Consider the following 25,111-nt stretch of genomic DNA (forward strand, 5'->3'; position numbering starts at 1 on the left):
ACTGATTAGAGGGTTCGCCCTTGGTCGAAAGCGGTTTGTTCCGACTGACTGCTGTCGTCCAGACGCGCCCAGAACGCGCGCATACAACGGAAAGGCCGGGGCATTTTCGAACGGCTACGGAATGCATCCCCGGCAGCGTGGTCTGTAGAACCACTCTGCAAAGGACATGCACCATGTCGATACACGCCGCACGCTGCTTGCTGGTCCTGCCATTGTTCGCGGGCTGCCAGTACCTCCCTCATACCGACTACTTCGTCGCGCCTGAAAGCGAGCCCAATCCTGCCTGGGTACGCATCGTCAACTTCACTCAGCATGCCGATATCTACCAGTATGAAAACGGTGTGCGCTCGGGCGGCGTAATCCGCACCGGGCCGCTGCCGTTCATCCATACACAGGATCAAAACATGCCCAAGGCAGGGCAGGACTTGACGTTCGACTACTTCGAAACACGCGTCAGGCCCGGTATCGAAACACAGGTGGGGATGTTCTGGGAGGGGCCGCGTACCCAGTCATGCATGGTCACAACCAGGTTCACCCCTCAGGCAGGGCGCTACTATCAGTTCAGGATGACATCAGGTTCGGGCGGTACCTGCACCCTGTACCCGTCGCTGATCGAGCGCGACAAGGACGGCGCCGGGTGGCACCTCGTCCCCAACCAGGCAGTGACTTACCCGCACGGCGGGCCCACTGGCAAAACCACTTATAGTAACAGTCAGTTCGAGGACCCCGATTACCAGCCTCCTGCGGGTCTGTATCCGGGCATGTAGGGGAGTTGAACCCATGACGGAAAAGCCCGTGTACCTGTTTGCCAAGGTGCGGCAGCCTTGTGAGTACCGCCCAAACGTAACGGCTATCGTGCTGTTCGGTCTTGAGGTCGAGGGAGAAGGCGAAGCGCCGGTCTACCTGGAGATTCGGTATATCGACTACTGCCGTCAGCAGATTGAAGGCGACCACCTGATGTTGTCATTGGAGGAGGCGCTTGAGTCCGCGCGTGTCGATTACGGTATTTTACGGACGGATTGGCGTGCGATGAGCCGAGCGGAGATTGATCGGATTGATGGGTAGGGGCCTGTCGGCGGCAACATGGCCAAGTACAGTAGGCGATAGCGGAGGCGTGAATGACCGCTATCGACCCATAGCTGCCAGTCATATCTCAGGAGCGCGCTGGGTTCTTCGCGGGCATGCCCGCTCCCACAGGGAGTGCGCATGCTTCAGGCTCACGCAGTACCTGTGGGAGCGGCTTTAGCCGCGAACACCGGCGAAGCCGGTGCCATCCACCGCGCAGGATTCTTCGCGGGTGAACCCGCTCCCACAGTGATCGCGCAAACTTTTGGAGTTTGAACAGGACAGTTGCTTCCACAGGGTTCGTGCCGGCCTCGGAAAATGAGCAGTAGCAGTACTTTCGCAATGGCAGCCATGGGGCGAAAGCAGCCACACATGGCTGCTTCCAATCCCGATCAGTGCTGCGCGCTATCCACCGCAATGCTTTCGCCGGACACATCCAGGTGCCTGGCGCTGCGGTTGGCGATGGCGTAATGAATCAACCCGCCCAAACCAGCCCCGAAGAACCAGGAGAACTGCGACAGCGTCTCGAACGCCGGCACCAGCGCCAGCACGATGGCGATCAGCGCAGCCGGGATGAACGCCGCGACGGCGCGCAGGTTGACCCCGCCGCTGTAGTGATAGGCGGCCTCCGGGCTGTCGCTATACAGCTGCGGCAGGTTCACCCGGCTGCGGCGTACCAGGTAGTAGTCGGTGACGATGATGCCGTACAGCGGGCCGAGCAGGGCGCCCAGGCCGCCGAGGAAATACACGATCACCGACGGGCTGTTGTACAGGTGCCAGGGCAGGATCACCACTGCGATGGCGGCGCTGAGCAAGCCTGCGCGGCGGAAGTTCAGCAGGTTTGGCGCCAGGTTGGCCAGCACGTAGGCCGGGGCGACGAAGTTGGCCATGATGTTCACCGCCACGGTGACGATCAGGAAGGCCAGGCAGGCCAGCACCAGGCCGGCGGTGTTGGGGATGGCGGCGACGATTTCGGTCGGGCCCTGCACCAGCTTGCCGTCGATGCTGAACTGCGCGCCGGTGAGCACCACGGCGATCAGCGCGAAGCCGAGCATGTTCACCGGCAGGCCCCAGAAGTTGCCCACGCTGATGGTGCGCCGATCCGGGCAGTTACGGGTAAAGTCGCAGAAGTTGAGAATCATGGTGCCGTATAGCGAGACCCACAACGCGGCGGCGCCGAGCACCTTCAGCCACATGGTCGAGCCGGTTGGCGCGTTGCCGCTCGACCAGGAAATCGACAGGCCGCTGCGCCAGTACATCCAGCCCGCCAGGCTGGTGAAAGCGACCAGGATGATTGGCCCGGTTATGGACTCGAAGCGGCGCACCATTTCCATGCCGTAGGCGAAGATCGCCACCTGCACGCACCAGATGCCGAGGAAGGTGACCCAACCCAGGGTCGACAGGCCGAGGATCGAGTTCTGGTCGTAGGCCTTGAGGTCCGGTGCGATGGCGGTCAGCAGCACGCGCAGGACGACCGAGGCGAGGTAGGTCTGGATGCCGAACCAGGCGATGGCAATCACTGCACGGATCAGTGCCGGGATCTGCGCCCCATGGATGCCGAAGCTGATCCGGCACATGACAGGGTAGGGCAAGCCGGTCTTCTGGCCCATGTAGCCGGACAGGTTCATCAGGGCGTAGATCACCAGCGCGCCGAGCGCGAAGGCGGCAAGGATCTGCGCGCCGCTCATGCCCAGGGCGAAAAGGCCGATGGCGAAGGAATAGTTGGCGATGTTATGCACATCGTTGGTCCACAGCGCAAACAGGCTGTAGCGCCCCCAGGTGCGATTTGCCGCGCGGGTGGGTGCTAAGTCGGCACTGTACAGCCGCGGGCTCAACGCCAGCGGGCTGGGCCCAGCCGTATCGGCGGGGAGCGCATCGAGCTGGTCAACATCGGAACGTGAAATCGACGCCATCGGGACTCCATGATGGTTGTGTACTTTTATTTTTGGATTTGTATACACACAAGAATCATACCAGCCCATGCGTTTGGCCATTTCTGTGGTTCCATGGCCTTCATTCAGCATTTTTTGTGGCGTGCGTTGCGCTTTGAAGTGGGAATTTTGTGCACAGTTACCGTGCACATTTGTTACCACCTGCACCCAGTGTGATCGCGTGCTAACCCTACAGCTTGGGCCGGTGCGTTGAACGGGTGGCTTTGCGGGTAATGTTCCGACTAAGCTGGCGGCAGGGTTCTATGGGGGGCAATAGGATGTTGCATGTAACGCTCGGACTGGGTCTGTTACTCGCCGCTGCCTTGGTCGAAGCGGCGCCACTGCAGGTACCCACACCGGCCGCACTCAGGAGCCAGCTTGAAAGCCTCAAGCCTGGCCAGTTTCTCTGGTACCCGCAGGTTTCGCCGGTGGGGCCGGTGACCGTAGTGGTCAGCCTTACCGAGCAACGGGCCTACGTCTATCGCAATGGCATCGCCATTGGCGTCAGCACCGTGAGCAGCGGCAAGGCAGGGCGGGAAACCCCCACCGGGGTATTCAGCATTCTGCAGAAGAAGGTCGAGCATAAGTCGAGCCTCTACAACAGCGCACCGATGCCCTACATGGAGCGCCTGACGTGGGACGGCATCGCCCTGCACGCTGGCCATCTGCCGGGGTACCCCGCCTCGCATGGTTGCGTGCGCCTGCCGATGGGCTTTGCCAAGAAGCTGTATGAAGTCACCGGTTTCAGTTCGACCACCGTCATCGTTTCCGATACCAACAGTGCCCCGGTGGAGGTCTACCACCCGGGCGTGCTGGCGCCGACGGTCAGCGATGGCAAGGCCCAGGGCCCGCTGATGCTGAGCAACCAGCAATTCTGGAACGACCCAGACCCGACGGCAGGGCCACTGTCGATCCTGGTCAGCCGCGCCGACTTGCGTGCCTATGTGTACCGGGGTGGGCAGCTGGTCGGCTCGGCGCCAGCACTTTCGCCTGAAGGCAGCCAGCACCGCAGTGGCATGGCGGTGTATTCCCTGCTGCAAAAACCATCCGCCCTGGCACTCGATGGCGCGCTACCCTTACGGTGGTCGGTGGTGGGCCTGAGCAACCCGGAGTACGGCAATACGCCCTATGAACAACTGGGGCAACTGAACATCAACCCGGAGTTTCGCCGTCATTTACGCACGGCGATGGACGTCGGCACGATGCTGGTGATCACCGACTGGGCGTCGACCCGGGATACCCGCACCGAAGGAAAATTTACGGTGATCAGCACTGAAGGCAGTGAAGAATCTAAACCGCTGGTCAAGAAATGATCGGCAATGTTGCAGGAATCAAGCAAAGTAGTGGCTTTTGGCTTCAACCAAGCTGATGTTTCGCTTGCAGGGCCTGCCAATCGCAGACAGGTTTTTAACCGGGTAATCCATGTCGATGTTTGAACCCTTGAGGGGAGCCTTCAGGCTCTCAGCGGCCAGTATTGGCCTGTTTTTCCTCAGCGCCTGGCATGCTGCCTACGCGCAACCCCTGCCTAGCGCTGCCGAGCTGCAGCAGTTGGCGCCTAACGCCAGCCTTTCGACCCTGGCACTGGCACTGACCGCCTACGCGTGCGCCAGTCACAGCGACGCGGGCAAGTTGCTGACGGTGATCGATTACTCCAAGGCCTCGCGTGACAAACGCCTGTGGGTGTTCGACCTGCGCGCCAGGAAGCTGTTGTTCGAGGAGTGGGTCGCCCATGGCAAGAACAGCGGCGCTGATGTGCCGACCATGTTCTCCAACGCGCCGAACAGCTACCAGTCCTCCATCGGCCTGTATGAGACCGGCCAGACCTACAGCGGCAAGCACGGCCGCTCGCTGCGCCTGCAGGGGCTGGAACCGGGATTCAACGACAACAGCATGTCGCGGGCGATTGTCATGCATGCCGCTGCATATGCCGACCCCAAGGTCGTGCCTGGTCTCGGTCGCCTCGGCCGCAGCCAGGGCTGCCCTGCGGTTCGGCCGGCGATTGCTGGCAAGCTGATTGAAACGCTGCAACGCGGCAGCTACGTGTTTGCCTATTACCCGCAGCAAAACTGGCTGAAAACATCACGTTTCCTCAACGCCCAGAGCTGCCCGCTGGCCAACCAGTCGATCGCCAGCAAGTAACCTCAATCGCCAGGCATACACAGCCCTTGTAGGAGCGGCCTTGTGTCGCGAAAGGGGTGCGAAGCGCCCCCAGAATTTCAGCTTCGCACCCCATAGTGCCGGGGCCGCTTCGCACCCCTTTCGCGACGCAAGGCCGCTCCTACAGGTACTGCATAAGCCTGAAGCCTGGGCGGTCCCTGTGGGAGCGGGCATGCCCGCGAAGAATCCTGCGCGGGGGATGGCACCGGCTTCGCCGGTGTTCGCGGGCGCGCCCGCTCCCACAGTGATCGCGCCAGGGCTTAGCTTTTGAACAAGACAGTTGCACCCACAAGGCGGCGCTGGGGCACCTGCACGTTGGGTCAGCCCAGATCACCCTCGATAATCAGCACCTCCCGGTGATAGGCGCGCAATGCCATCGCCTTCGCTTCTGCATAAGCCGGGTCGGCGTAGCACGCCTTGGCCTGGGCGTAGCTGTCGAACTCGACAGCCAGTGCGCGTGTACTGGTATGCGATTCCACAAGTGCAGCGGGGTCGAGGACTTTGAGTTTTGCGCCGTACTTCTCGGCGATGGGCCCCCACAACCGCCCGTATTCCTGTTGAGCCTCTGTATCGGTAACAGCACCGCCCAGAATGATCCAGTAACCCTTCATCAACGACTCCTGTGTTCACTTGCCTGAATAAGTGTTTGCGCAGCAGAAGGCTACCTCAGGGCGCTAGCCAGGAGGATTGCCAAACCCCCTCATGGCGCCGGAAGCGCGCCCGACGCTGTACAGGCTGGGTGAGGTCCAACCACTCCAGCGCCTGTGGCTTGATGCAGATGATCGCGAAATGTTCGAAACCATCCTGGCTGCGTGCGTAGGCGCTTTCAGGGGTTGCAATGGCGTGCCCCGGCACAGCGCCATGTCGAAACAGCGCCTGGGTCTTGTCGCGCGCCGCCGACCAGCACCGTTGACGCTGCGCGAGATCCTCGACCAGGCTGGCCAGCCCCTCCATGCGCACCTGCGTCAGGCCGCAAGGGCTCAATGCGGTCAGTGCTACGCGTGGGTCAGCGGTTATCTGTGCGCATTTGGCCGAGCGCCTGTCGGCATAGAAGTACAACGTGCCGACACTGGCGTCGACGTCGCGCAGCACGACCGTTCTGGAAGCAGGCCAGCCTTGTTCGTCCAGCGTAGAAAGCTGCATGAGCCTGTAGGGGTTACGCATTGGGCCGACCGGGATGGCCAATTGCGCCCAGATGCGCTGAAGCAGATCGTCGAGCATGCGAGCACCCATGTTGCAGAAGGCGAATGCCGCAGCAGCGCGTGCTGCGGCCACGGCAGTCAGACGCTGCGTGTCACGCCGCCATCGACCTTGATGTTCTGCCCGGTGATGTAGGCAGCGCCTTCGCTGGCCAGAAACGCGATGGTGGCGGCCACTTCCTCGCTGGTGCCATAGCGTTTGAGCGGCACGCTGTCGCGGCGTTGTTCGGTGCCCGGCAGGCTGTCGATCCAGCCGGGGAGGACGTTGTTGATGCGCACGTTATCCCCGGCAAAATTGTCGGCGAAGATCTTGCTGAATGCAGCCAGGCCCGAGCGGAATACAGCCGATGTCGGGAACAGCTCGCTCGGCTCGAACGCCCAGGCGGTGGAAATGTTGATGATCACGCCGCCCTTCTGGCGTTGCATGTAAGGCGTTACCAGGCGAGTAGGGCGAATGACATTGAGCAGGTAGGTGTCCATGCCCTTGTGCCAGTCCTCGTCGCTGATCTCCAGGATCGGCGCGCGCGGACCATGGCCGGCGCTGTTGACCAGCACGTCGATGCGGCCCCACTTTTCCACCACGGCGTCGACCAGGCGTTTCAGGTCTTCAACCGACTGGTTGCTGCCGGTTACGCCAATGCCGCCAAGCTCGGCCGCCAGTGCTTCGCCCTTGCCCGAAGAGGAAAGGATGCCAACCTTGAAGCCGTCAGCGGCAAGGCGCCGTGCTGCTGCCGCGCCCATGCCGCTGCCACCGGCCGTGATAATCGCAACTTTTTCTACTGACATGCTGCCTCCAGAACGTGAACTGTGGATTGCTTAGGTGCACTTACCTTAGCAGCAGCCTCAGTAACGAGGGAGACAGCCAAACTTTACCGTGACAGTAGATTAACTATCGTCTGCCTGTTGCTTGAGCCAGCATTGGACGATGCCTAGCGACTCCGGCTGCTGCAGCTTTCGTGGCCACACCAGGTAGAACGACTTGTCCAGCCTGAGCTGCTGAGCGAACACCTGAACCAGCCTGCCCGCGACGATGTCATCGCTGACGAACGCCAGGCTGGCCAACGCAATGCCCTGACCACTGATGGCCGCGTCGATGGCCAATGAAGTCTGATTGAACCGCAGGTTCTTGGCAGTCGGTTGGGTGTGTTGCGGGAACACTGCAGCAAGGTACTGGGGCCAGAAATTATGGGCATCGTGAAGCATGATGAAATCTTGTAGCTGCGCAAAGCTGGGAGGGGCATGGGAGCCTTCAAACAGCTTTGGGCTGGCCACGGCGACGATGCGCTGCTCCATCAACAGTTCGCTGTTCAGACCCGCTCCGATCTCGGGCTTGCCATAGCGGACTGCGATATCCACGCCATCGCTGCTGAAATGCGACAGCCGATCTGTGGCCAGCACGCGCAGGTCGATCTCCGGGTGGCTTTGGGCAAAGCTGCCCAGCCTGGGAATAAGCCATTTGGAGGCAAAGGTCGGGGTAACGCTGACGGTCAGGTGAGAGGTTTGAGGCCGGAGCAGGCGGGTTGCCTCATCGATCATCGCCAAGGCGCTGCGAATGCTGCCGCTGTAACCCAGGCCCGCATCGGTCAGCGCCAGGCCCCGGGGCAGGCGCTCGAACAAGCGAAGGTTCAGGTTCGCTTCCAGCCCGCGTATCTGTTGCGCAACTGCCGCCTGGGTCACGCCCAGTTCCTCGGCAGCCAGGCGAAAGTTGAGGTGGCGGGCAACCACTTCAAACACGCGTAGCGCGTTAAGCGGGGGCAATTCAGGGAAACCGTTTGGCATGACGAGGGCAATGGCCGGGCTGGGAAGATTCACCGCCGAGGCTACTCCCTGAGCACCTTTAAAGAAACCCGCGGCACCGTTGCCAATCCGCATCCTTGCCCCCCGCTGCTTCTGTTCGCGACTGCACAAATTCAGAGTTCGGCTTGACTCGTGAAAATTTTCATGTAATTTTTCATGAAAAATAACACTAAAAATTTCACGGCAGCCCAATCGATGAAGATGCACGAAGAGGTTGAAGCCCTCGCGATCCTTATTCACGACCTGCGCAAATTCAAGAACCTGACCCTGGGCGAGCTGGCCGAGCGCATCAACCGCTCGGTCGGCTTCCTCTCTCAGGTCGAGCGTGGCGTCTCGCGCCCGACCGTGGCGGACCTCACTGCCATCAGCGAAGCGCTCGGCGTGTCCACCGCGTACTTCTACAACCTGAGCAAGCCCCGCAGCATTGGTTGGGTCACGCGCCCCCACGAGCGGCGCACGCTGTACCTGGAGTCGGGCATCACCGATGTACTGGCTTCGCCCACCATCGCCGGTGCCTTCGCCATGCTCGACAGCCATCTGGAGCCTGGCGCCACCAGTGGCGAGGCGTACTTGAGTGACCGTTCCGAGCAGGGTTGTTTCGTGCTTGAAGGCGAACTCACGGTTTGGCTGGACGACCGCGAGGCCGTGACCCTGCAGGCCAACGACTGCTTCCAGGTGCAACCCCACGCGCAGTTCCGTTACGCCAACCTGACGGCAAAACCCACCCGCGTGCTCTGGGTCTTCAATTGAATTCGTTCACCTCACAAGGATAAGAAGATGAGTGTCATCTTTGCGGATCTGCTGGCTGAAGTGCGCTCGTTCCGAGCGGAGCACCCAGACATTCGTTATGTCGACCTGATTGCGCTGGACATCCCCGGGCACTTCTACGGCAAGCGCTACCCCATGGACATGCTGGAGAAAGTCGCAGCCGGTGCGCCGCTGAAGCTGCCGCAGAACTGCGTGCTGCTGGGCACTCAGGGTGGCCTTTACCCGATTGGTGATTACTGCTTTGCCGACGGCGACCCGGATGCTGCCCGGCGCCTGGTGCCGGGTACTCTGAAGCCGGTGCGCTGGGAAAAGGAAGTGATTGCCCAGATGCTCATCACCTCCGACGGCACCGCCAAGCCTATCGAGTTCGAGCCCCGTGAAGTGCTGGCCCGGGTGATTCAGCGCCTGGCCAAGCGTGGCATCCGCCCGGTGGTGGCCTTCGAGCTGGAGTTCTACCTGTTCGACCGCAAGCTCGACAACGGCCTGCCACAGTACCCACGCGACACGGCGACCGGCGACGAAGACGACCAGCCGAACATGCACATCGAGCGGCTTTCGCGCTTCTCGTCAGTGCTGCACGAGATGGTCGATGGCGCCAACGAGCAGGGCGTGCCGGCGAACGTCATCACCGCAGAGCTGGGCCCCGGCCAGTTCGAGATCAACTTCTCCCACAGCGACGATGCCCTGAGCGCGGCGGACTGGTCGGCGCTGTTCTGCCGCAGTACCCGCGGTATCGCCATGAAGCACGGCTACCGCGCCAGCTTCATGAGCAAGCCGTACCTGGACGCGCCGGGCAGCGGCATGCATGTGCACGTGAGCCTGTATGACGCTGCCGGGAACAACATCCTGGCGGGCGCTGAACAGCGCAAGCTGCGCCATGCGGTGGCGGGGTGCCTGGAGCTGCTGCCGCACTGCATGCCGATCTTCGCCCCCAACCACAATGCTTACCGCCGCTACGGCGCCATGGTGAACGCGGCGAGCAAAGCCAGCTGGGGCTTCGAAGACCGTGATGCGTGCATTCGCATCCCCGAGTCCGACCCGCGCAACCTGCGCATCGAACACCGCCTTGCTGGCGCCGATGCCAACCCGTACCTGGTGCTGGCGGCCATCCTGACCGGCATGGAGCATGGCCTGGACCGCGGCGTCGAGCCCATCGCCCCGCTGAACGAAAACCGTCAGAGCGGCATCGACTTCCCCAAGGATGCCCTCAGTGCCCTGGCCGCCATGCGTCACCACCCGGTGGTCAACGAAGGCCTGGGCAGTGAGTTCGTGATGGTCTATTGCGAAAACAAATACCAGGAGCAACTGGACTTCATGCGCCACATCGATGCCCGCGAATACCGCTGGTTCCTGTAGGTGCCGAAGTTCGAACAGCGACGCTGCACCCTCCCTTTCAACACAACGCGCAATATGGATTTGCCGGAGGAAGATATGCCACGTGTGCCCGTTATCGGCATTACCGCATGCACCAGCATGATCGAGCTGCATGCAACCCAGACCATCAGCGAGAAGTACGCACGCGCGGCAGCCAAGGCGGCGTGTGGGCTGCCCATCGTCATTCCCAGCCTCGGTGAGCTGATGGACAGCGCCGATATTCTCGACGTGGTGGATGGGCTGATCTTCACCGGTTCGCCGTCCAACATCGAGCCGTTCCATTACAACGGCGCGGCCAGTGCAGCGGGCACCCATCACGACCCGCTGCGTGATGCCACCACCTTGCCGCTGATGCGTGCGGCCATCGCCGCCGGCGTGCCGGTGCTGGGCATTTGCCGTGGCTTCCAGGAAATGAACGTGGCACTGGGCGGCACCCTGCACCAGAAGGTCCACGAGACCGGTGTGTTCATGGACCACCGCGAAGGCAAGGGTGAGCCCATCGACCAGCAATATGGGCCGCGCCACACCATGCATGTGGAGCCCGGCGGCCTGCTCGACCGCATGGGCTTGCCGGCGATCTTCGATGTCAATTCCATCCATGGCCAGGGCATCGATTTACTGGCCCCGGGGCTACGGGTGGAAGCGCTGGCACCCGATGGCCTGGTGGAAGCGATTTCGGTCGAGAACGGCAAGGGGTTTGCCCTGGCCGTGCAATGGCACCCCGAGTTCCAGGTCATGGACAACCCGCATTACCTGACCATCTTCCAGTCCTTTGGCAAGGCCTGCCGGCAGCGCTCGGTACTGCGCCAGAGGCTGTTGCTGTCGGCCTGAACACCGACCGTTCCCAACTATAAAAAGTACTTGCGCAGCCTGGCTGCGCAACTTGATGGAGTAGAAGTCAATGAGTGAAAAGAATTCGCAGACCCTTGCCTGGCAATCGATGAGCCGCGACCACCACCTGGCCCCGTTCAGCGATGTCAAACAGCTGGCCGAGAAAGGCCCGCGCATCATCACCTCGGCCAAGGGCGTGTACCTGTGGGACAGCGAGGGCAACAAGATTCTCGATGGCATGGCGGGCCTGTGGTGCGTGGCGGTCGGCTATGGCCGCGATGAGCTGGCCGACGTCGCCAGCCAGCAGATGAAGCAGCTGCCTTACTACAACCTGTTCTTCCAGACCGCGCACCCGCCCGCGTTGGAGCTGGCCAAGGCCATCGCCGATGTGGCGCCGCAAGGCATGAACCATGTGTTCTTCACCGGCTCCGGTTCCGAAGGCAACGACACTGTGCTGCGCATGGTTCGCCATTACTGGGCGCTGAAGGGCAAGAAGAACAAGAACGTCATCATTGGCCGCATCAACGGTTACCACGGCTCTACCGTGGCCGGTGCGGCCCTGGGCGGCATGAGCGGCATGCACCAGCAGGGCGGGGTGATCCCGGATATCGTGCACATCCCGCAGCCGTACTGGTTCGGCGAAGGCGGTGACATGACCGAGGCCGACTTCGGTGTGTGGGCGGCCGAGCAGTTGGAGAAGAAGATCCTCGAAGTTGGCGTGGACAACGTTGCCGCCTTCATCGCCGAACCGATCCAGGGTGCCGGTGGTGTGATCATTCCGCCGCAAAGCTACTGGCCGAAGGTCAAGGAAATCCTCGCCAGGTACGACATCCTCTTCGTCGCCGACGAGGTGATTTGCGGTTTTGGCCGTACCGGTGAGTGGTTCGGTACCGATTACTACGACCTCAAGCCCGACCTGATGACCATTGCCAAGGGCCTGACCTCTGGTTACATCCCCATGGGCGGGGTGATCGTGCGTGACGAAGTGGCCAAGGTGATCAGTGAAGGCGGCGACTTCAACCACGGCTTCACCTATTCCGGCCACCCGGTGGCGGCTGCGGTGGGCCTGGAGAACCTGCGCATCCTGCGTGACGAGCAGATCATCCAGCAGGTGCACGACAAAACCGCGCCTTACCTGCAACAACGCCTGCGCGAACTGGCCGACCACCCACTGGTAGGCGAAGTGCGCGGCCTGGGCATGCTCGGCGCGATCGAGCTGGTGAAAGACAAAGCCACTCGCGCCCGTTACGAAGGCAAAGGCGTCGGCATGATCTGCCGCCAGCACTGCTTCGACAACGGCCTGATCATGCGCGCCGTGGGCGACACCATGATCATCGCGCCGCCGCTGGTGATCAGCATCGAGGAGATCGACGAACTGGTGGAAAAAGCCCGCAAGTGCCTGGACCTGACTTATCAGGCTGTTCGCTGAAGATAGTGTGACTGGGCCGCAAGGCGGCCCCAGATTGCTTGCCTCACAGGCTGCAAATCCTTGAACAATTTTGCTTTATGAGATGAATCATGTACTTTTCAGGGCATTCATTTTCCCGTCCGAAAGTCGCGATTCAACTATGAAAGTGCACGAAGAAATCGAAGGCCTGGCAGTACTGATTCGCGACCTGCGCAAGTTCAAAGGCCTGACGCTGGGCGAGCTGGCTCAGCGTATCGGCCGTTCGGTGGGCTTTCTGTCCCAGGTCGAACGGGGCGTGTCGCGCCCGACCGTGGCCGACCTCACCGCCATCAGCGAAGAGCTGGGCGTCTCCACCGCCTACTTTTACAAACTGGACAAGCCCCGCGAGCTTGACTGGGTCACCCGCCCTCACGAGCGGCGCACGCTTCACCTGGCCGGTGGCATCACCGATGTGCTGGCATCCCCCACGATAACGGGCGCGTTCTCCATGCTCGATAGCCACCTGGAGCCAGGGGCGAGCAGTGGTGAGGAGTACCTGGACGACAGCTCAGAGCAGGGCTGCTTCGTGCTCGAAGGCGAGCTGACCGTCTGGCTGGATGGCGGCGAGCCGGTAACGCTGCACGCCAGTGACAGTTTTCAGCTGCAACCCCACGCCAGTTTTCGCTACGCCAACCTCACCGACAAACCCACCCGCGTGCTTTGGGTATTCAGCTAAAAGCGCACGGGCTTAGGTTGGTTGTCGCTTACCTTCAGATCAGCAATCCTGGATTTACCCTGTTTGCGCTTGCCACGCACACTGCGCGCCTGGTCCAACAATTCAGGGTTTCTCATGCACTTTCAGGATGAACACACGATCGCCGTGTCAAAGCCCCTGTTCAGCTTGTTCTGTTTTGCCAGCTACCTGTTGTCGCTGTCTTATGGCTCCACCTTCCTGCTGGCATTGCTGGTGGGGGCGCATGGTGGCAACGAGCAGGATGCCGGCCATGTGATTTCAGCCGCCATGCTTAGTACATTTGCCGCCGTGCTGGTGTCCGGGCATTTGTCGGACCGCCTCGGTGCGGCACGCTCGATTGCGCTGTGCGGCCTGGCGCTGGTCATTGCAAACCTTGGGTTCGCCGTGAGTGCCAGCCACCAGCATCTGCTGATGATGTTCGGCTTGCTGCTGGGTGTGGGCTGGGGCGTTTTCTACACCTTGGGCCCGATAATCGTGGCCATGATCGTGCCGCCGGCACAGCGCTCGCGGTACTTTGCGCTGCTCTCGGGCAGCATGATGAGCGGTATCGGCTCGGCGCCCCTGGTCGGGCGCCTGGCAAGCCAGATGGGCCTGCCGGTAACGGCAACGTTTTATGTGGCAGCGCTGGCCAGCCTGATCGGTGTGGCCCTGTTCTGGCGTATGGCGAAACCGTTGGGCCAACTGCCCGACCGCTTTAGTGCTGCTGTCTCCAGGCTGTCTTGGCAGGCCACACAAAAAGTCCTGGGCTCAAGGGCCTTGTTCCCGATCCTCATGGTTGGCCTGGGCGGTGCGATCTTTGGCGGGCTGTCGAGTTTTCAAACGAGCTATGCCCAGGAAAAAGCACTCGATTACTCGCTGTTTTTTGTTGGCTTCATGAGCGCTGCCATCGCTGGGCGCATGTTTGTAGCCGGGCTGGTGGTAAAGCGCGACCCCTATCGGATGTCTTGCCTGCTGTCGGGGTTGATCGTGGTATCCCTGCTGATGTTCAAGTTCGTTGTGGCCGGTAGCCTTGGGTACCTTCTGGCGGCGATTGTGCTGGGTGTCGGTTATGGCCTGACCTATTCGGTGATCAACGGCCTTGCAGCCAACGAGGCGCCAGAAGGCACCACTACCCAGTCCCTGCTGCTGTTCAGCCTTTCGTATTTTGTCGGTGTGTTCGGTTTTCCGTTCCTGGCCGGCAAAATCATCATCGATAACGGGCTATCGATGATGCTGCTGATTCTTCTGGGTATTTCCTTGCTCAATTGGTCGATCACGCTTGGGCGGCTGGTTTGGCGCAAGGCCAACGTACGCAACGCCATGGCGTAGATTTCACTCAACCAAGGCAAGCCATGGCCAGCGTTCCCGGTAGCTGGCGGCTTTTGCCCTGAATAAACCGGGGCGGGGGTTCAGTTCGTTCATCCTCAGCAGGTTGTTCTGCAAGTCTTCCAGGCCATGCGTGCTGTAGAGCACACCTGTATGCACGTCAACGCCCAGGCAGGTCGAGCGGATCAGGTACCGGTCGATGCCATCCGTGACCTTGAGCAACGGTGTGTAAGCGCCGCCGAATTTCGCGTGGTACCACAAGTGAACGCGGGCCTGATTGCGCACCTCCACGTTGACACCCAAGTGTGCGCACGCCTGCTGAACCCTTGTGATGACCCGGTCCTCTGCTTCCCAGGACAGGTCAGCGTCGAAATAGGCAATGTCATAGTCCTTGATGCCCCAGCCGGCAGGCAGCCCTGCGCGGTGGTTCCAGAAGGTCTGGAACAGGGCACCTGCCACCAGCATGCAGCGGGGGATGTCCAGCGTTGCCAGCACGGCCAGCAGTGCCGGGTTTACCGGGTTTTCGTGGATGATCGCCAAAACCTGATCGTCAGTCAGTGAATGCATGGAAACCGTCCTTGATAGTTGCATTACAGGGGTTGAGCTTACCTCAATGACGCCCAATCCATCACATGCTGCCTTCCAGCCCGCTGCAACACACTAAAACCCAAGTCAGTACTTCCAGGTCACCGAAGCCGTCAGGTTGCGTGGAGCACCGTAGCTGGCGGTTGTCGCGTTGTTGTACAGCGATAGCAGGTATTTGCGGTCGGTGACGTTGTTCAGGTTCAGCGACGTGCTCCAGTTGCTGTCGATGTCGTAGCTTGTCATCAGGTCAACCAGGCCGTAGGCGTTCTGGTGGATGGCGCTGTTGGTGTCATTCTCCACGCCGGTCTGCCAGCTGACACGGGCGCCAACCTTCATCTGTGGCAGGGTCGGCAAGCGGTAGGTGACCAGGCCGCGCAAGCTGTGGGTCGGCACATATTTGCGCGCACGCTCGCCGTTGTCATCGTCAATCCGTACATAGGTGTAGCCCGCGAGCAGGTCCAGCCCCGACGCCACTTCGCCGGAGGCTTGCAACTCTACGCCGTGGCTCTTGAAGTCGCCCGGTGTGTAAACCTCTTGAACCCCGTCGAACCCGGCATCCACTGCCACGTTGCGCTGCTCGGTCTTGAACAGCGCAGCGGTCAGGTGCAGGTGTTCGTCCATCACGCTGCCCTTGACGCCCACTTCCATGCTCTTTCCTTCCAGAGGGTCGAGCAGCTTGCCGTCGGTACCGACCACGTTGTACTGCGGGTTGTAGATCTTGGTCCAGCTGCCGTAGATGCTCCATGCCTCGTTCAGGTCATAGACCAGGCCAGTGTAGGGCGTGACCTTGCCATGGGCACGTGTGGAGTGTTCCGAACCGTAGCTCTCACCCTTGCCGTCGGCGCTGAGCATGCGTGCACCGGCTATCCAGTGCAGGTTGTCGGCCAGGCTGAAGCGTGCCCCGGCGAAGACGCTTTTTTGCGTGTCCTGGAAGTTCTGCGCCAGGTCGTCACTGGTGACGCCAAACGAGGGCATCGGCGTATTGCCCGCCAGGATGCCCGAGAACGAAGTGTTGAAGAAGCTGCCATGTTCCAGGTCTTCGTCGTACTCCTGGCCTTTCTGATGCGTGCGCCCATACGCGGCCCCGAAGGTCAGTTGGTGTTCGCGACCGAACAGGCTGAACGGGCCTTGCACCTTGGCCTCGCCCAGCAGTTGGTGTGCCTCGCTGCGGGTGTGGTTGGCATACGCGTCGGCAACATCACCGGAGACGCCACCCACATAAAGCATGTTGGTGTTCTGCTTTTCCTGCTGCCCGGTGGCCGTGAGCGTGGCGTTCCAGTCATTGCCGAAGTCATGCTTCAGCTCGACGAAGGCCCGCTGGGTGTGCAGGTTCCAGTAGGTCCACGGCTGCCCGATGCTGCTGCTGCGGCCGCTGTAATGAATGGCATTGCCGTCGTTGTCCACCAGCGGCAGGTTGCCCCAGGTGCTGCCGTTGGAGTCACTGTTGTGCTGGGAGAAACCCACGGTCACAGTGTCGACATCGGATACATCGAACGCCAGCAGGCCGGCAGCGACGTTGCGCTCGTGGCTGTAGCGGTCCATCCACGAATTGCCCTTGTCGTGGGAATAGATGAAGCGGCCACGCACATTGCCGCTGTCGGTCAGCGGGCCGGCAACATCCACGTCGATGCGGCGGCTGTCCCATGAGCCGACGCTGGTATCGACCTGCGCCTGGAAGGTGTCGGTTGGGCGTTTACGCACGAAATTGACAGTGGCCGACGGGTTGCCGGCGCCACTCATCAAACCATTGGCGCCGTGCAATACATCGATTTGCTCGTACTCGGCCAGGTCCTGGTCACCTACCAGCGTGCTGCTTACGAAGGGCATGCCCATGCCGTCGTATTCGAAGGTATTGATATCGAAGCCACGCGAGGTGAATTCGGTGCGGTCGGTTTCCGTTTGCTCGACGGTTACCGAGGGTGCTGCGCGCAGTGCGTCCTTGATACCGGTGATCTTGAAATCGTCCAGCGCCTGGCGGGTGATGGTCGTCACACCTTGAGGTGTCTGCCTGTCGGTCAGGCCCAGTTTGGTGGTGCTGGAAGAAGCCCTGCCTTCGTAGCCCTGGCTCACGCCATCCACCGCTTCGCTGGTGCTGTCGATCTCGGTCGCGGGCAGGGTGAGGTTGTCGGCGGCATGAACGACAGGCATGGCGCTGCATGCGCCGACCAGCAGGAGGCGGGCAGGGAGGTGACGTTTCAAGGGAGAAGTCCTGAGGCGGGAGAATGGTAATGGGGGCATTTCTGTGCGAATGAGAAGCTACATCAAATGAGAAAATATATTGATAAATAATTTTTCATGCTTCTTCACATCGCGAGCAGCCATGAAAACAATGGTTACATTGCCTTGCGCCGCCTTGCGGCTGTCAGGGCCATAGTTCATGCGTGTTCCGGGTTATCGCTCGAATCGGCAGGCGCACCGCTGGTCGCGTTGTCTTAGCGGGCTGTGGATTTGATCCGGATTTTGTACGATGATTTTCGTATTGGCAGGGGTGAGTTATGAAGATCGGCTTCAGGGAGGCCCAGCGCGCATTCTTTTTATCGAACCTGACACCTGGTTCATAAGCGTTCACCAGTGAGTACCCAGATCATGAAGATTCTGTTCGAAGGGGATAGCGGAAAAGCACTGTGCGAGCACTGCCAGGCAGTGGTGCCCACTCGCTATACCCGACGCGATGTACCGTTCAGCGATGGCAAGGGGTTGGCCAGGGACATTCTGGTGGGCGTGTGTACCCATTGCGATGGCGTGGTTGCGCTGCCACCGCAATCCACGCCAGCCATTCACGAGGCGCGCCAGCAGCAGCTCAAGTCGATCGAGGCGCGTTTGCCGGCGGTCTACCTGGATGTGCTGGATGCGGCCATGCATGCGGTCAGTCGCGAGGCGGGGGCCAATCTGCGCAAGTTGTTTCTTGCGTACTATTTCCAACAGTTGGCGCAGGTGCAGCAGGATGGGCAATTGCAGGCTGCGCACCAAACATTCGTCCAGGCGCTGAATGAACAGAGAGAGCAGCGCGGGCTCGCGCGCTCCAGTGCTACGCGACGGTTGTCGATGAAGGTCAACCCGCACATGGCGCAGGACATGCTTGCGCTGCAACAACAAACAGGGGTGAACCAGACCGAGTTGTTGAAGGCTGTGATCGCTCTTATCCAGGCAGATGTACTGGAGGAGCAGGACGAGGAAGTGATTCTGGCCCTGCAACGGCTGGCGCGGTTGGCTCTTTGATGGGCACAAGCCACGCGAAGTTGTGAGGGGTGCAAGGAATATTCAGGGAAGGCCTGCTTGGTCCTACAAGAAAGAATCAGTTTTTTTCCCTTCCGTGTAGTCCATTTCTGAATCATCCTTTTCAAGCCGTTTCGCCATTGCGATGGAAACCTGAGCCCCCTAGTCTCGACCTGTCGTTGCAAATTCAACGACCGGGTCTGCAAGCCCGGGGAAGTATCGAAAGCGTGCTCACCCTCTAGCCGTTGGCCTGCGCCAATGGTTGTGCTTAATGGTGGCTGCGTGCGGGTGACCTTCGGGTCAGCCGGGTTTCTCGATCTTCCCCGGTCTTGCAGGCCCGTACGCAGCCGCCACCCATTCTCTGCAAGGGATGGGGTGTGGTTTTCTCTCACGAAATCGAGATGTGACCATGCTCAAAATTGTCCCGGATCCACCCATTTCCTCCGACCCATCGCACCACCTGGAAGACACTCTGATCCAGGCCACCGAATACGTACTCTGTGCCTTGTCCGTAGGCCATCACGCCATCTCCACGCTACCCAAGTCTCCCGCCACCATCATGACTCTGGCGGTCATGCATGAAGTGGAGGCTGTGCGTTCGTTGCTGGAGTCGGCGATTGCGCAGGTGCAGCTCAGGGGCAGGCCGCAGATACATACGTTGCATTGATGGCACGGGCTGCGCCCGTGTTCGCGGGTGAACCCGCTCCCACAGGATAGGGGGAGCAGCCCCAGGTTCTGACTACTTCGCGACCGCGTAGCAGGGCCGTTGCAATAGGGCAGCTTCACTGGCCGGCAAAATCAGAAGAGGTTTCAGATGGATAAAGAGTTGGATGACGACACCGGTACCTTGGGCCTGACTGTAGGCTCGGCCACGTTTCTGGACGGTATCATCGACGGCAAGAAGCTGTTCCGTGTCGAACCCGGTAACTGCTGTGACCATGCCGTCGAACAGGCCTCGGTGTTGATGGACTGCTCGCGGCGCGCATCGTTTATCGGGGTGATGGACAACGAACCGGTGCTGGTCTGGGCGTCGCACTTTCTTTGCGACATGGCCAAGGCCTTGATGGATGACGCGCACATGGGCATGCGCAAAAACCGGTGAGTTAGCAGCAAGCGGCGATGTTGCGCAGGCAACAGTGATCCGACAGCGTGTTTGACCACATGCAGCCAACATCGCCGGCCCATATCGCTAACGCGTTGAAAGTAAAGCAACTCAGCCGTTGGCACAGTTGCTGCTCCTGTCCCCTTGAACCCCAAGGATTCTCAAGGAGCCACCCTATGAGCCACACCCCGATCAAGTTCGCCTACTGGGTACCCAACGTCAGCGGTGGCCTGGTGGTCAGCACCATCGAGCAGCGCACCAGCTGGGACATCGACTACAACCGCAAGCTTGCGCAAATCGCTGAAAAATCCGGCTTCGACTACGCCCTGTCGCAAATCCGCTTTACCGCCGGCTACGGCGCCGACAATCAGCACGAGTCGGTCACCATCAGCCACGCGCTGCTGGCCGCCACGGAAAAACTCAAGGTGATTGCTGCCATTCTGCCTGGCCCGTGGAACCCGACGCTGGCGGCCAAGCAGTTGGCGAGCATCGACCAGTTCACCAATGGCCGCATCGCCATCAACGTGGTTTCGGGCTGGTTCAAGGGCGAGTTTCATGCGGTCGGTGAGCCGTGGCTGGACCACGACGAGCGCTATCGCCGTTCCGAGGAGTTCATCCGCGCGCTCAAGGGCATCTGGACGCAAGACAACTTCACCTTCAACGGCGACTTTTATCGCTTCCGTAACTACAACCTCAAACCCAAGCCGCTGCAGCAACCGCACCCGGAGATCTTCCAGGGCGGCAGTTCGCGTGCGGCGCGGGACATGGCCGCGCGGGTGTCGGACTGGTACTTCACCAACGGCAACAGCGTGGAAGGGATCAAGGCCCAGGTCGATGACCTCCGCGCCAAGGCCGCAGCCAACGGCCACTCGGTCAAGGTTGGGGTGAATGCCTTCATCATCGCCCGCGACACCGAGGAAGAGGCGCGTGCGGTGTTGCAGGAAATCATCGACAAGGCCAACCCCGAGGCGGTGCGGGCGTTTGGCCAGGAGGTGAAGCACGCCGGGGCTGCCAGCCCGGAGGGCGAGGGCAACTGGGCGAAATCCAGCTTCGAGGACCTGGTGCAGTACAACGATGGCTTCAAGACCAACCTGATCGGCACGCCACGGCAAATTGCCGAGCGTATCGTGGCGCTGAAGGCTGTAGGGGTGGACTTGATCCTGTCCGGCTTCCTGCATTTCCAGGAGGAAGTGGCGTATTTCGGCGAGCACGTGTTGCCGCTGGTGCGTGAGCTGGAAGCCGGGCGCAGCATAGACAAGGCAGTGGCCTAAGGCTTGGGGCAGGGTGGGCTTGGCACCCTGCCAGTATTGTCTGATTGCCGTGCAGGAGTTAGGTTGGCGGGCTATTTTCAAGGAAGACTTCCCCATGAAACGGACCTTTCCGCTCCTGTTCGCCTGCGCGATTTTCCCCCTGCAAGCCTGGTCGGCGCTTGAAGTCGGCGAGTTTACCCTGGGCATGCCCAAGCCACAGGCCTTGGCCATTCTGCAGCAGCAGTTTGGCAAGGTTGAGCATTTGGCGGGGTGGCACTATCAGGTGCCTACCGATTTTTTCCAGGGTGATAACCCCAAGGGTAATTACAACCTGGGCGGTATCCCCATCTCGCAAGTGAAGGCGACTTTCAATGAGGCCGACCAGCTTCGCCAGGTTGAGGTCCGGCTGGAAACCACCGATGAGGCGCGGGTGCAGCAGCTGGTGCCAATGACGAAGCAGGCCAGGGAGGTGCCGAATACCAATGGCCGCTTGGAAGCGTTTTCTGCGGACGGTGAACTGGTTTACTGGGTGTCCAAATCCTGGGACTGGACGGTGGTGACCATTGCCGACAAAGCCAGCTCGGAAACAAATATCAAAGCGCGGGCCAAGAGTGATGAATCGTCTGCCCAGCTGAGGCGCAAGTTCGACAAGCTCGTTGAGACCGCCAAGGCGGTAGAGGCGAAGGGTGCGCCTTGACCTTAGGGTAGCTCCGCCAGGTGTGCTGGTTTCGCGGGCCGTATCGCCGGCAAGCCAGCTCCCACAGGTTCAGCGCTGTGGCTGGCGCCACCACATTCCTGTGGGAGCTGGCTTGCCGGCGATGGGCTGCGCAGCAGCCCCTTGGACCCTTCAATACCGCTGCAGATGCTCGGCAAACGTCGCCCCGTGATACCGCTCACGGAACAACCCGCGCTCCACCAGCCGCGGCACCACATCATCCAGAAAACTGTACACCGAGCCAAACGAGCCCCCCGGCGCGGCGATAAAGCCATCCATCACTCCCGCCTCGGCCCAGTCGGCAATTTCCGCAACGGCATCATCTACCGTGCCGATCACTTGCCAGTGCGCCGCCGACAGCACTTCCGGGCGCATCAGCAGTTCTTCAGGCAGCAGCGACTCACGCTCGATCAAGCGCCGTAGCAGGCTCACATGGGTCCGGCTGGCGCCGGGCAGCAACTGCAGCGGCGGCAAGTCGGTTGCATGAATACGCCGGTCGCTCGGCCAGCTGGCCAGGTCGATGCCGATCATCTTCTCGATGGCGGCGTACTTGCGTGCCTTGTCTACCCGGGCATGGGTTTCCATGAACAGTTCGCGTGCCTGCTGGCGGGTGGGTGCCAGGTACAGGCTCAGGCCAGGCAGCAGGCGAACGTCGTCGGCCTGGCGGCCATGCTTTTGCGCGCGACGTGACAGGTCACGGCGCAGGTCCGCGGCCGCGGCCTGGTCGGGGGTAGGGGCAAAAACGATGTCGGCGACGCGGGCCGCGAAGTCACGACCGCTGTCGGATGCGCCGGCCTGGATCAGCGGAATGCGTGCGCCCTGTTCGGGCAGGTTGAGCGGGCCCTGCACCTGCAGGAAGTCACCTTGGTGGTTGATTGGCTGAACCTGCGCCGGGTCGGCGTAAACACCGTTTTCGCGGTCGATTCGCAGGGCCTGTTGCGGAAAGCTGCGCCACAGCCGCTGCACCACCTCGGTGAACTCGGCTGCGCGGGCATAGCGTTCTTCGGCGCTGGGCATGGCCGCCAGGCCGAAGTTCTCGTGGCCTTGCAGGGCGGTGACGATGTTCCAGCCAACCCGGCCCTGGCTCAGCCAGTTCAGTGACTGCAGCTGACGCGCTACCAGGTAGGGGGGGAAGAAGGTGGTCGAAACAGTCGACACCAGGCCGATACGGCTGGTCTCGCGGGTGAGCGCGGCCAGCAGCACGGTCGGGTCGAGGCTGGTGAAGCCCGAGCCGCTTTCCAGGGCGTCGGCCACCACGCAACTGACGTCGGGGCGGAACACGAAGTCCAGGTGCGCGGCTTCGGCGCGGCGCGCGATGTCCATGGCGAAGTCGCTGCCGAACAGCGTTTCTACGCGGCTGTCGGCACGCCGCCAGCCCTCGCCGCTGAGCCAGGTGGGGGCTAGCGACATGCCGATGTGCAGGCCTTTTTTGAATGTCATCAGTGTCTCCAGATGCTGGCTTTTGGTGGTGGGTCTGCTTTGCAGCCCTTCGCGGGCACGCCCGCTCCCACAGGGGGGGGGTGATGACCTGTGGGAGCGGGCGTGCCCGCGAAGGGCCGCAAAGCGGCCCCGGTTGATATCAGAAGGCGCCTTTGATGCCGACACCCACGGTGCGCGGCTCGGTCATGCTCGCTTCGATACCGCCGATGCCACGGTTGGTCTGCATATAGGTCGGGGTGCGCTCGTCGAACACGTTCTTCACGTAGGTGTACACCTGCACCTGGTCGTTGAAGCGGTAGCTCATGCGCGCGTCAGCCACGGTGTAGCCGTCGATGGCATAGCTCTTGGTGTTGGCCACGTCCGAGTAGTAGCCGTCGATGTGCCGCACCTGGGCATTGAAGTTCAGGCGGTCGGTAATGTCCCAGCTGGGGCCGAAGCTGACGGTGTAGCCGGGCGAGCGGGCAAACTCGTTGCCGGCGTAGCTGCTGTTCGCGTCGATGTCGTCGATGCGGGTTTGCAGGGCACCGGCGCTGGCCTTGAGGGTGAGGTTGTCCAGCACCCGGTAGTCCGCCGACAGCTCGAAACCATAGGCATGGGCCTTTTCGGCGTTGATGGTGTAGGACTGGGTCAGGCCGGAGGCCAGCACCACCGGGATGTTGTACTGGGCATCCTGCATGTCCATGTAGAACAGGTTGGCGTTCAGGTGCAGACGGTCGTCCAGCAGGCTGGCACGGGCGAACAGTTCGTAGTTCCACATGCGCTCATCGTCGAATTCCTCGAAGCGCTTGCTGCTCAGGTTCAGCGACACGCCGCCCGGGTTGTAGCCGCGGCTGACCATGCCGCCGACGGTCCATTGCGGGGTCAGGGCGTAGGCCAGCGACACTTTGGGCAGGAGTGCGGTGAAGGTCTTGTCGTAGTCCAGCCCATTGGCGGCGAACGGCGAGGTACCGCTGCGCTGGACCTTGTCCTGCTGCAGGCGCAGGGCGGTGGTGAGTGTCCAGCGGTCATTCAGGCGGTAGCTGACTTCGCCGAATACCCCCAGGTTGCGCTTGGTGTCGTCGAAGTCCGAGATGCCGCCGTAATACAGGATTTCGTCCGAGTCGGTGCGCGCCAGGTACAGGCCGGCCATGCCGCTGAGGGTGTCCTGCTGCTCGCCGAACGTGATGCGGCTTTCGTTGGAGAAGTTCTTCTGGCGGATATCGGCATCGCCGCCGTTCGCCACGCCAGTTACCCGGTGCACGTTGGACAGCGAGTACTGGGTCTGGTTGAACAGCTTCATGCCGTTGTCCAGTTCGTAATCCACGTCGACGATATGCGTGTTGCTCTGCTGGTGCCAGCTGGGCATGGTGGCGCCGGTGTGGTTCAGGTCGTGGAAGGGGCGCGAGGCCGCTTCCTGGGTGGGGCGGTTGGAGTCACCGTGGGCGAAGGTGTACTTCAGGCCCAGGCCGGGTGCCGCTTCGGGCAGCCACAGCAGCTTGCCGCGCAGGTTCAGGGCACGGAAGTCCTGGTCGGTGTTGCGGCTGGCAAACGCGGGGTTGGTGTAGTCGATGAAGGTGTCGCGCGCGGAATAGTCCAGCGCCAGGCGCCCGGCGAGGTTGTCGGTGAGTGGACCGGACACGGCCAGCGAGCTGCGCCGCGAATGGTAGCTGCCGATCTCCGCCTGGTAGGCGGCCTCGGGGGTGAAGGTCGGGTCCTTGGTCTTGACCACGATGGCCCCCGCGATGGCGTTGGCGCCCTGGCTGGTGGTCTGCGGTCCGCGATACACCTCGATGCTGTCCACGTCCCACACCGACGGCGCGCCAAAGTACATCTCGTTGTAGTTCAGGTAGTGCCCATCGAGGTTGATGGTGGCACGCGGCACGGTGCCGCCCCAGAACACGTTGGCGCCGTTGTTCGGGCCCTGGGTGTCCTGGCCGCGAATGATCGGTGCGCCCACCGAGTCGGTGTAGATCACGTTGGGCACGTCGTTGAGCACTTCGTGCACCGAGGCGTTGCCGGTCTTGAGGCTGTCGATTTCGCTGGCGCTTTTCACCGATACCGACGAGGCGGTGTTGCGCAGGTCTCGCTCGACCTTTTCGCCGCTGACCAGCACCGGGGTGAGAACCAGCTGCGAGCTGCCGGCCGTGGGGGCTTGCTCGGCCAGGGCGTGGGGGGCAGCAAGCAGGGTAGACAGGGTCAGCACACCGAATCCATGGCTGATCGAGCGTTGCGCAGGGTACTTCAAGACAACCTCCA

General features: G+C 61.4%; 25 protein-coding genes. 15 read left to right on the forward strand and 10 right to left on the reverse strand.

Going from position 1 to position 25,111, the window contains the following annotated elements; translation table 11 throughout:
- Positions 1-173 precede the first annotated feature (173 nt).
- Positions 174-767: a hypothetical protein gene (locus AK81_RS09175; protein ID WP_043198436.1), complete on the forward strand. Its 594-nt coding sequence runs from the start codon at positions 174-176 to the stop codon at positions 765-767.
- 13 nt (positions 768-780) lie between these two features.
- Complete coding sequence (locus tag AK81_RS09180) at positions 781-1,065, forward strand: hypothetical protein (RefSeq protein ID WP_043198437.1); 285 nt, start codon at positions 781-783, stop codon at positions 1,063-1,065.
- 392 nt (positions 1,066-1,457) lie between these two features.
- On the opposite strand, the gene AK81_RS09185 is transcribed toward AK81_RS09180, so the two are convergent.
- On the reverse strand, positions 1,458-3,047 hold the full coding sequence (locus tag AK81_RS09185) for an NCS1 family nucleobase:cation symporter-1 (protein WP_430297970.1): 1,590 nt from the start codon (positions 3,045-3,047) through the stop codon (positions 1,458-1,460).
- Between the two features lie 227 nt (positions 3,048-3,274).
- Between AK81_RS09185 and AK81_RS09190 the strand changes: the two genes are divergently transcribed.
- Both AK81_RS09190 and AK81_RS09195 read left to right on the forward strand, forming a co-directional pair.
- The gene (locus tag AK81_RS09190; protein ID WP_043198440.1) at positions 3,275-4,309 is read left to right on the forward strand and encodes a L,D-transpeptidase; all 1,035 of its coding nucleotides are present in this window, start codon (positions 3,275-3,277) and stop codon (positions 4,307-4,309) included.
- A 109-nt stretch (positions 4,310-4,418) separates the two neighbouring features.
- Positions 4,419-5,135 carry a murein L,D-transpeptidase catalytic domain family protein gene (locus AK81_RS09195; protein ID WP_043198441.1) on the forward strand — a complete coding sequence of 239 codons (717 nt, stop codon included), beginning with the start codon at positions 4,419-4,421 and terminating at the stop codon, positions 5,133-5,135.
- Positions 5,136-5,473: 338 nt separating this feature from the next.
- Here the strand turns inward: AK81_RS09195 and AK81_RS09200 are convergent, their stop codons facing one another.
- From AK81_RS09200 to AK81_RS09215, 4 genes are all read right to left on the reverse strand, one after another.
- Complete coding sequence (locus tag AK81_RS09200) at positions 5,474-5,764, reverse strand: DUF1330 domain-containing protein (protein ID WP_043198443.1); 291 nt, start codon at positions 5,762-5,764, stop codon at positions 5,474-5,476.
- A gap of 55 nt (positions 5,765-5,819) precedes the next feature.
- Positions 5,820-6,374 (reverse strand): pyridoxamine 5'-phosphate oxidase family protein, encoded by a 555-nt coding sequence (locus AK81_RS09205; protein WP_043198445.1) that lies wholly within the window; start codon positions 6,372-6,374, stop codon positions 5,820-5,822.
- 59 nt (positions 6,375-6,433) lie between these two features.
- A complete protein-coding gene (locus AK81_RS09210; protein WP_043198448.1) occupies positions 6,434-7,138 on the reverse strand; it encodes an SDR family oxidoreductase in 705 nt (234 codons plus the stop codon).
- Between the two features lie 99 nt (positions 7,139-7,237).
- Positions 7,238-8,131 (reverse strand): LysR substrate-binding domain-containing protein, encoded by an 894-nt coding sequence (locus AK81_RS09215; RefSeq protein WP_043198540.1) that lies wholly within the window; start codon positions 8,129-8,131, stop codon positions 7,238-7,240.
- Between the two features lie 213 nt (positions 8,132-8,344).
- On the opposite strand from AK81_RS09215, the gene AK81_RS09220 reads away from it, so the two are divergent.
- The 6 genes from AK81_RS09220 (at position 8,345) to AK81_RS09245 (ending at position 14,571) form a co-directional block, all read left to right on the forward strand.
- Entirely contained in the window at positions 8,345-8,899 is a 555-nt protein-coding gene (locus tag AK81_RS09220; protein ID WP_043198450.1) for a helix-turn-helix domain-containing protein, read from the forward strand.
- A 27-nt stretch (positions 8,900-8,926) separates the two neighbouring features.
- Positions 8,927-10,273 carry a glutamine synthetase family protein gene (locus AK81_RS09225; RefSeq protein WP_043198452.1) on the forward strand — a complete coding sequence of 449 codons (1,347 nt, stop codon included), beginning with the start codon at positions 8,927-8,929 and terminating at the stop codon, positions 10,271-10,273.
- A gap of 75 nt (positions 10,274-10,348) precedes the next feature.
- The gene (locus AK81_RS09230) at positions 10,349-11,122 is read left to right on the forward strand and encodes a gamma-glutamyl-gamma-aminobutyrate hydrolase family protein (RefSeq protein WP_043198453.1); all 774 of its coding nucleotides are present in this window, start codon (positions 10,349-10,351) and stop codon (positions 11,120-11,122) included.
- 70 nt (positions 11,123-11,192) lie between these two features.
- Positions 11,193-12,551, forward strand: coding sequence for an aspartate aminotransferase family protein (locus tag AK81_RS09235; RefSeq protein WP_043198455.1), 1,359 nt, complete (start codon positions 11,193-11,195; stop codon positions 12,549-12,551).
- A 139-nt stretch (positions 12,552-12,690) separates the two neighbouring features.
- Positions 12,691-13,245, forward strand: a complete 555-nt coding sequence (locus AK81_RS09240; protein ID WP_043198456.1) for a helix-turn-helix domain-containing protein — start codon at positions 12,691-12,693, stop codon at positions 13,243-13,245.
- Positions 13,246-13,359: 114 nt separating this feature from the next.
- Entirely contained in the window at positions 13,360-14,571 is a 1,212-nt protein-coding gene (locus AK81_RS09245; protein ID WP_043198457.1) for an MFS transporter, read from the forward strand.
- Between the two features lie 3 nt (positions 14,572-14,574).
- On the opposite strand, the gene AK81_RS09250 is transcribed toward AK81_RS09245, so the two are convergent.
- The 3 genes from AK81_RS09250 to AK81_RS30615 all read right to left on the reverse strand — a co-directional run bounded on the left by AK81_RS09250 (position 14,575) and on the right by AK81_RS30615 (position 17,532).
- Entirely contained in the window at positions 14,575-15,135 is a 561-nt protein-coding gene (locus AK81_RS09250; protein WP_043198458.1) for a nucleotidyltransferase family protein, read from the reverse strand.
- Positions 15,136-15,240: 105 nt separating this feature from the next.
- Positions 15,241-17,301 carry a TonB-dependent siderophore receptor gene (locus AK81_RS09255; RefSeq protein ID WP_241496068.1) on the reverse strand — a complete coding sequence of 687 codons (2,061 nt, stop codon included), beginning with the start codon at positions 17,299-17,301 and terminating at the stop codon, positions 15,241-15,243.
- Positions 17,302-17,409: 108 nt separating this feature from the next.
- Positions 17,410-17,532 carry a hypothetical protein gene (locus tag AK81_RS30615; protein ID WP_275452971.1) on the reverse strand — a complete coding sequence of 41 codons (123 nt, stop codon included), beginning with the start codon at positions 17,530-17,532 and terminating at the stop codon, positions 17,410-17,412.
- Between the two features lie 207 nt (positions 17,533-17,739).
- Between AK81_RS30615 and AK81_RS09260 the strand changes: the two genes are divergently transcribed.
- The 5 genes from AK81_RS09260 (at position 17,740) to AK81_RS09280 (ending at position 21,418) form a co-directional block, all read left to right on the forward strand.
- Complete coding sequence (locus tag AK81_RS09260) at positions 17,740-18,372, forward strand: hypothetical protein (protein ID WP_043198459.1); 633 nt, start codon at positions 17,740-17,742, stop codon at positions 18,370-18,372.
- Between the two features lie 406 nt (positions 18,373-18,778).
- The gene (locus AK81_RS09265) at positions 18,779-19,036 is read left to right on the forward strand and encodes a hypothetical protein (RefSeq protein ID WP_043198461.1); all 258 of its coding nucleotides are present in this window, start codon (positions 18,779-18,781) and stop codon (positions 19,034-19,036) included.
- 147 nt (positions 19,037-19,183) lie between these two features.
- A complete protein-coding gene (locus tag AK81_RS09270; protein ID WP_043198462.1) occupies positions 19,184-19,471 on the forward strand; it encodes a DUF3077 domain-containing protein in 288 nt (95 codons plus the stop codon).
- A 176-nt stretch (positions 19,472-19,647) separates the two neighbouring features.
- Positions 19,648-20,742: a dimethylsulfone monooxygenase SfnG gene (gene sfnG / locus AK81_RS09275; RefSeq protein WP_043198463.1), complete on the forward strand. Its 1,095-nt coding sequence runs from the start codon at positions 19,648-19,650 to the stop codon at positions 20,740-20,742.
- 94 nt (positions 20,743-20,836) lie between these two features.
- Entirely contained in the window at positions 20,837-21,418 is a 582-nt protein-coding gene (locus AK81_RS09280; protein WP_043198464.1) for a hypothetical protein, read from the forward strand.
- 150 nt (positions 21,419-21,568) lie between these two features.
- Here the strand turns inward: AK81_RS09280 and AK81_RS09285 are convergent, their stop codons facing one another.
- On the reverse strand, positions 21,569-22,876 hold the full coding sequence (locus AK81_RS09285) for an NtaA/DmoA family FMN-dependent monooxygenase (protein WP_043198466.1): 1,308 nt from the start codon (positions 22,874-22,876) through the stop codon (positions 21,569-21,571).
- A 139-nt stretch (positions 22,877-23,015) separates the two neighbouring features.
- Positions 23,016-25,100: a TonB-dependent receptor gene (locus AK81_RS09290; RefSeq protein WP_050491854.1), complete on the reverse strand. Its 2,085-nt coding sequence runs from the start codon at positions 25,098-25,100 to the stop codon at positions 23,016-23,018.
- Between the last annotated feature and the right edge of the window lie 11 nt (positions 25,101-25,111).

Origin of the sequence: Pseudomonas putida W15Oct28, from assembly GCF_000708715.2 — a bacterium.
In the GTDB taxonomy this organism is placed as follows: Bacteria; Pseudomonadota; Gammaproteobacteria; order Pseudomonadales; family Pseudomonadaceae; genus Aquipseudomonas; species Aquipseudomonas putida_R.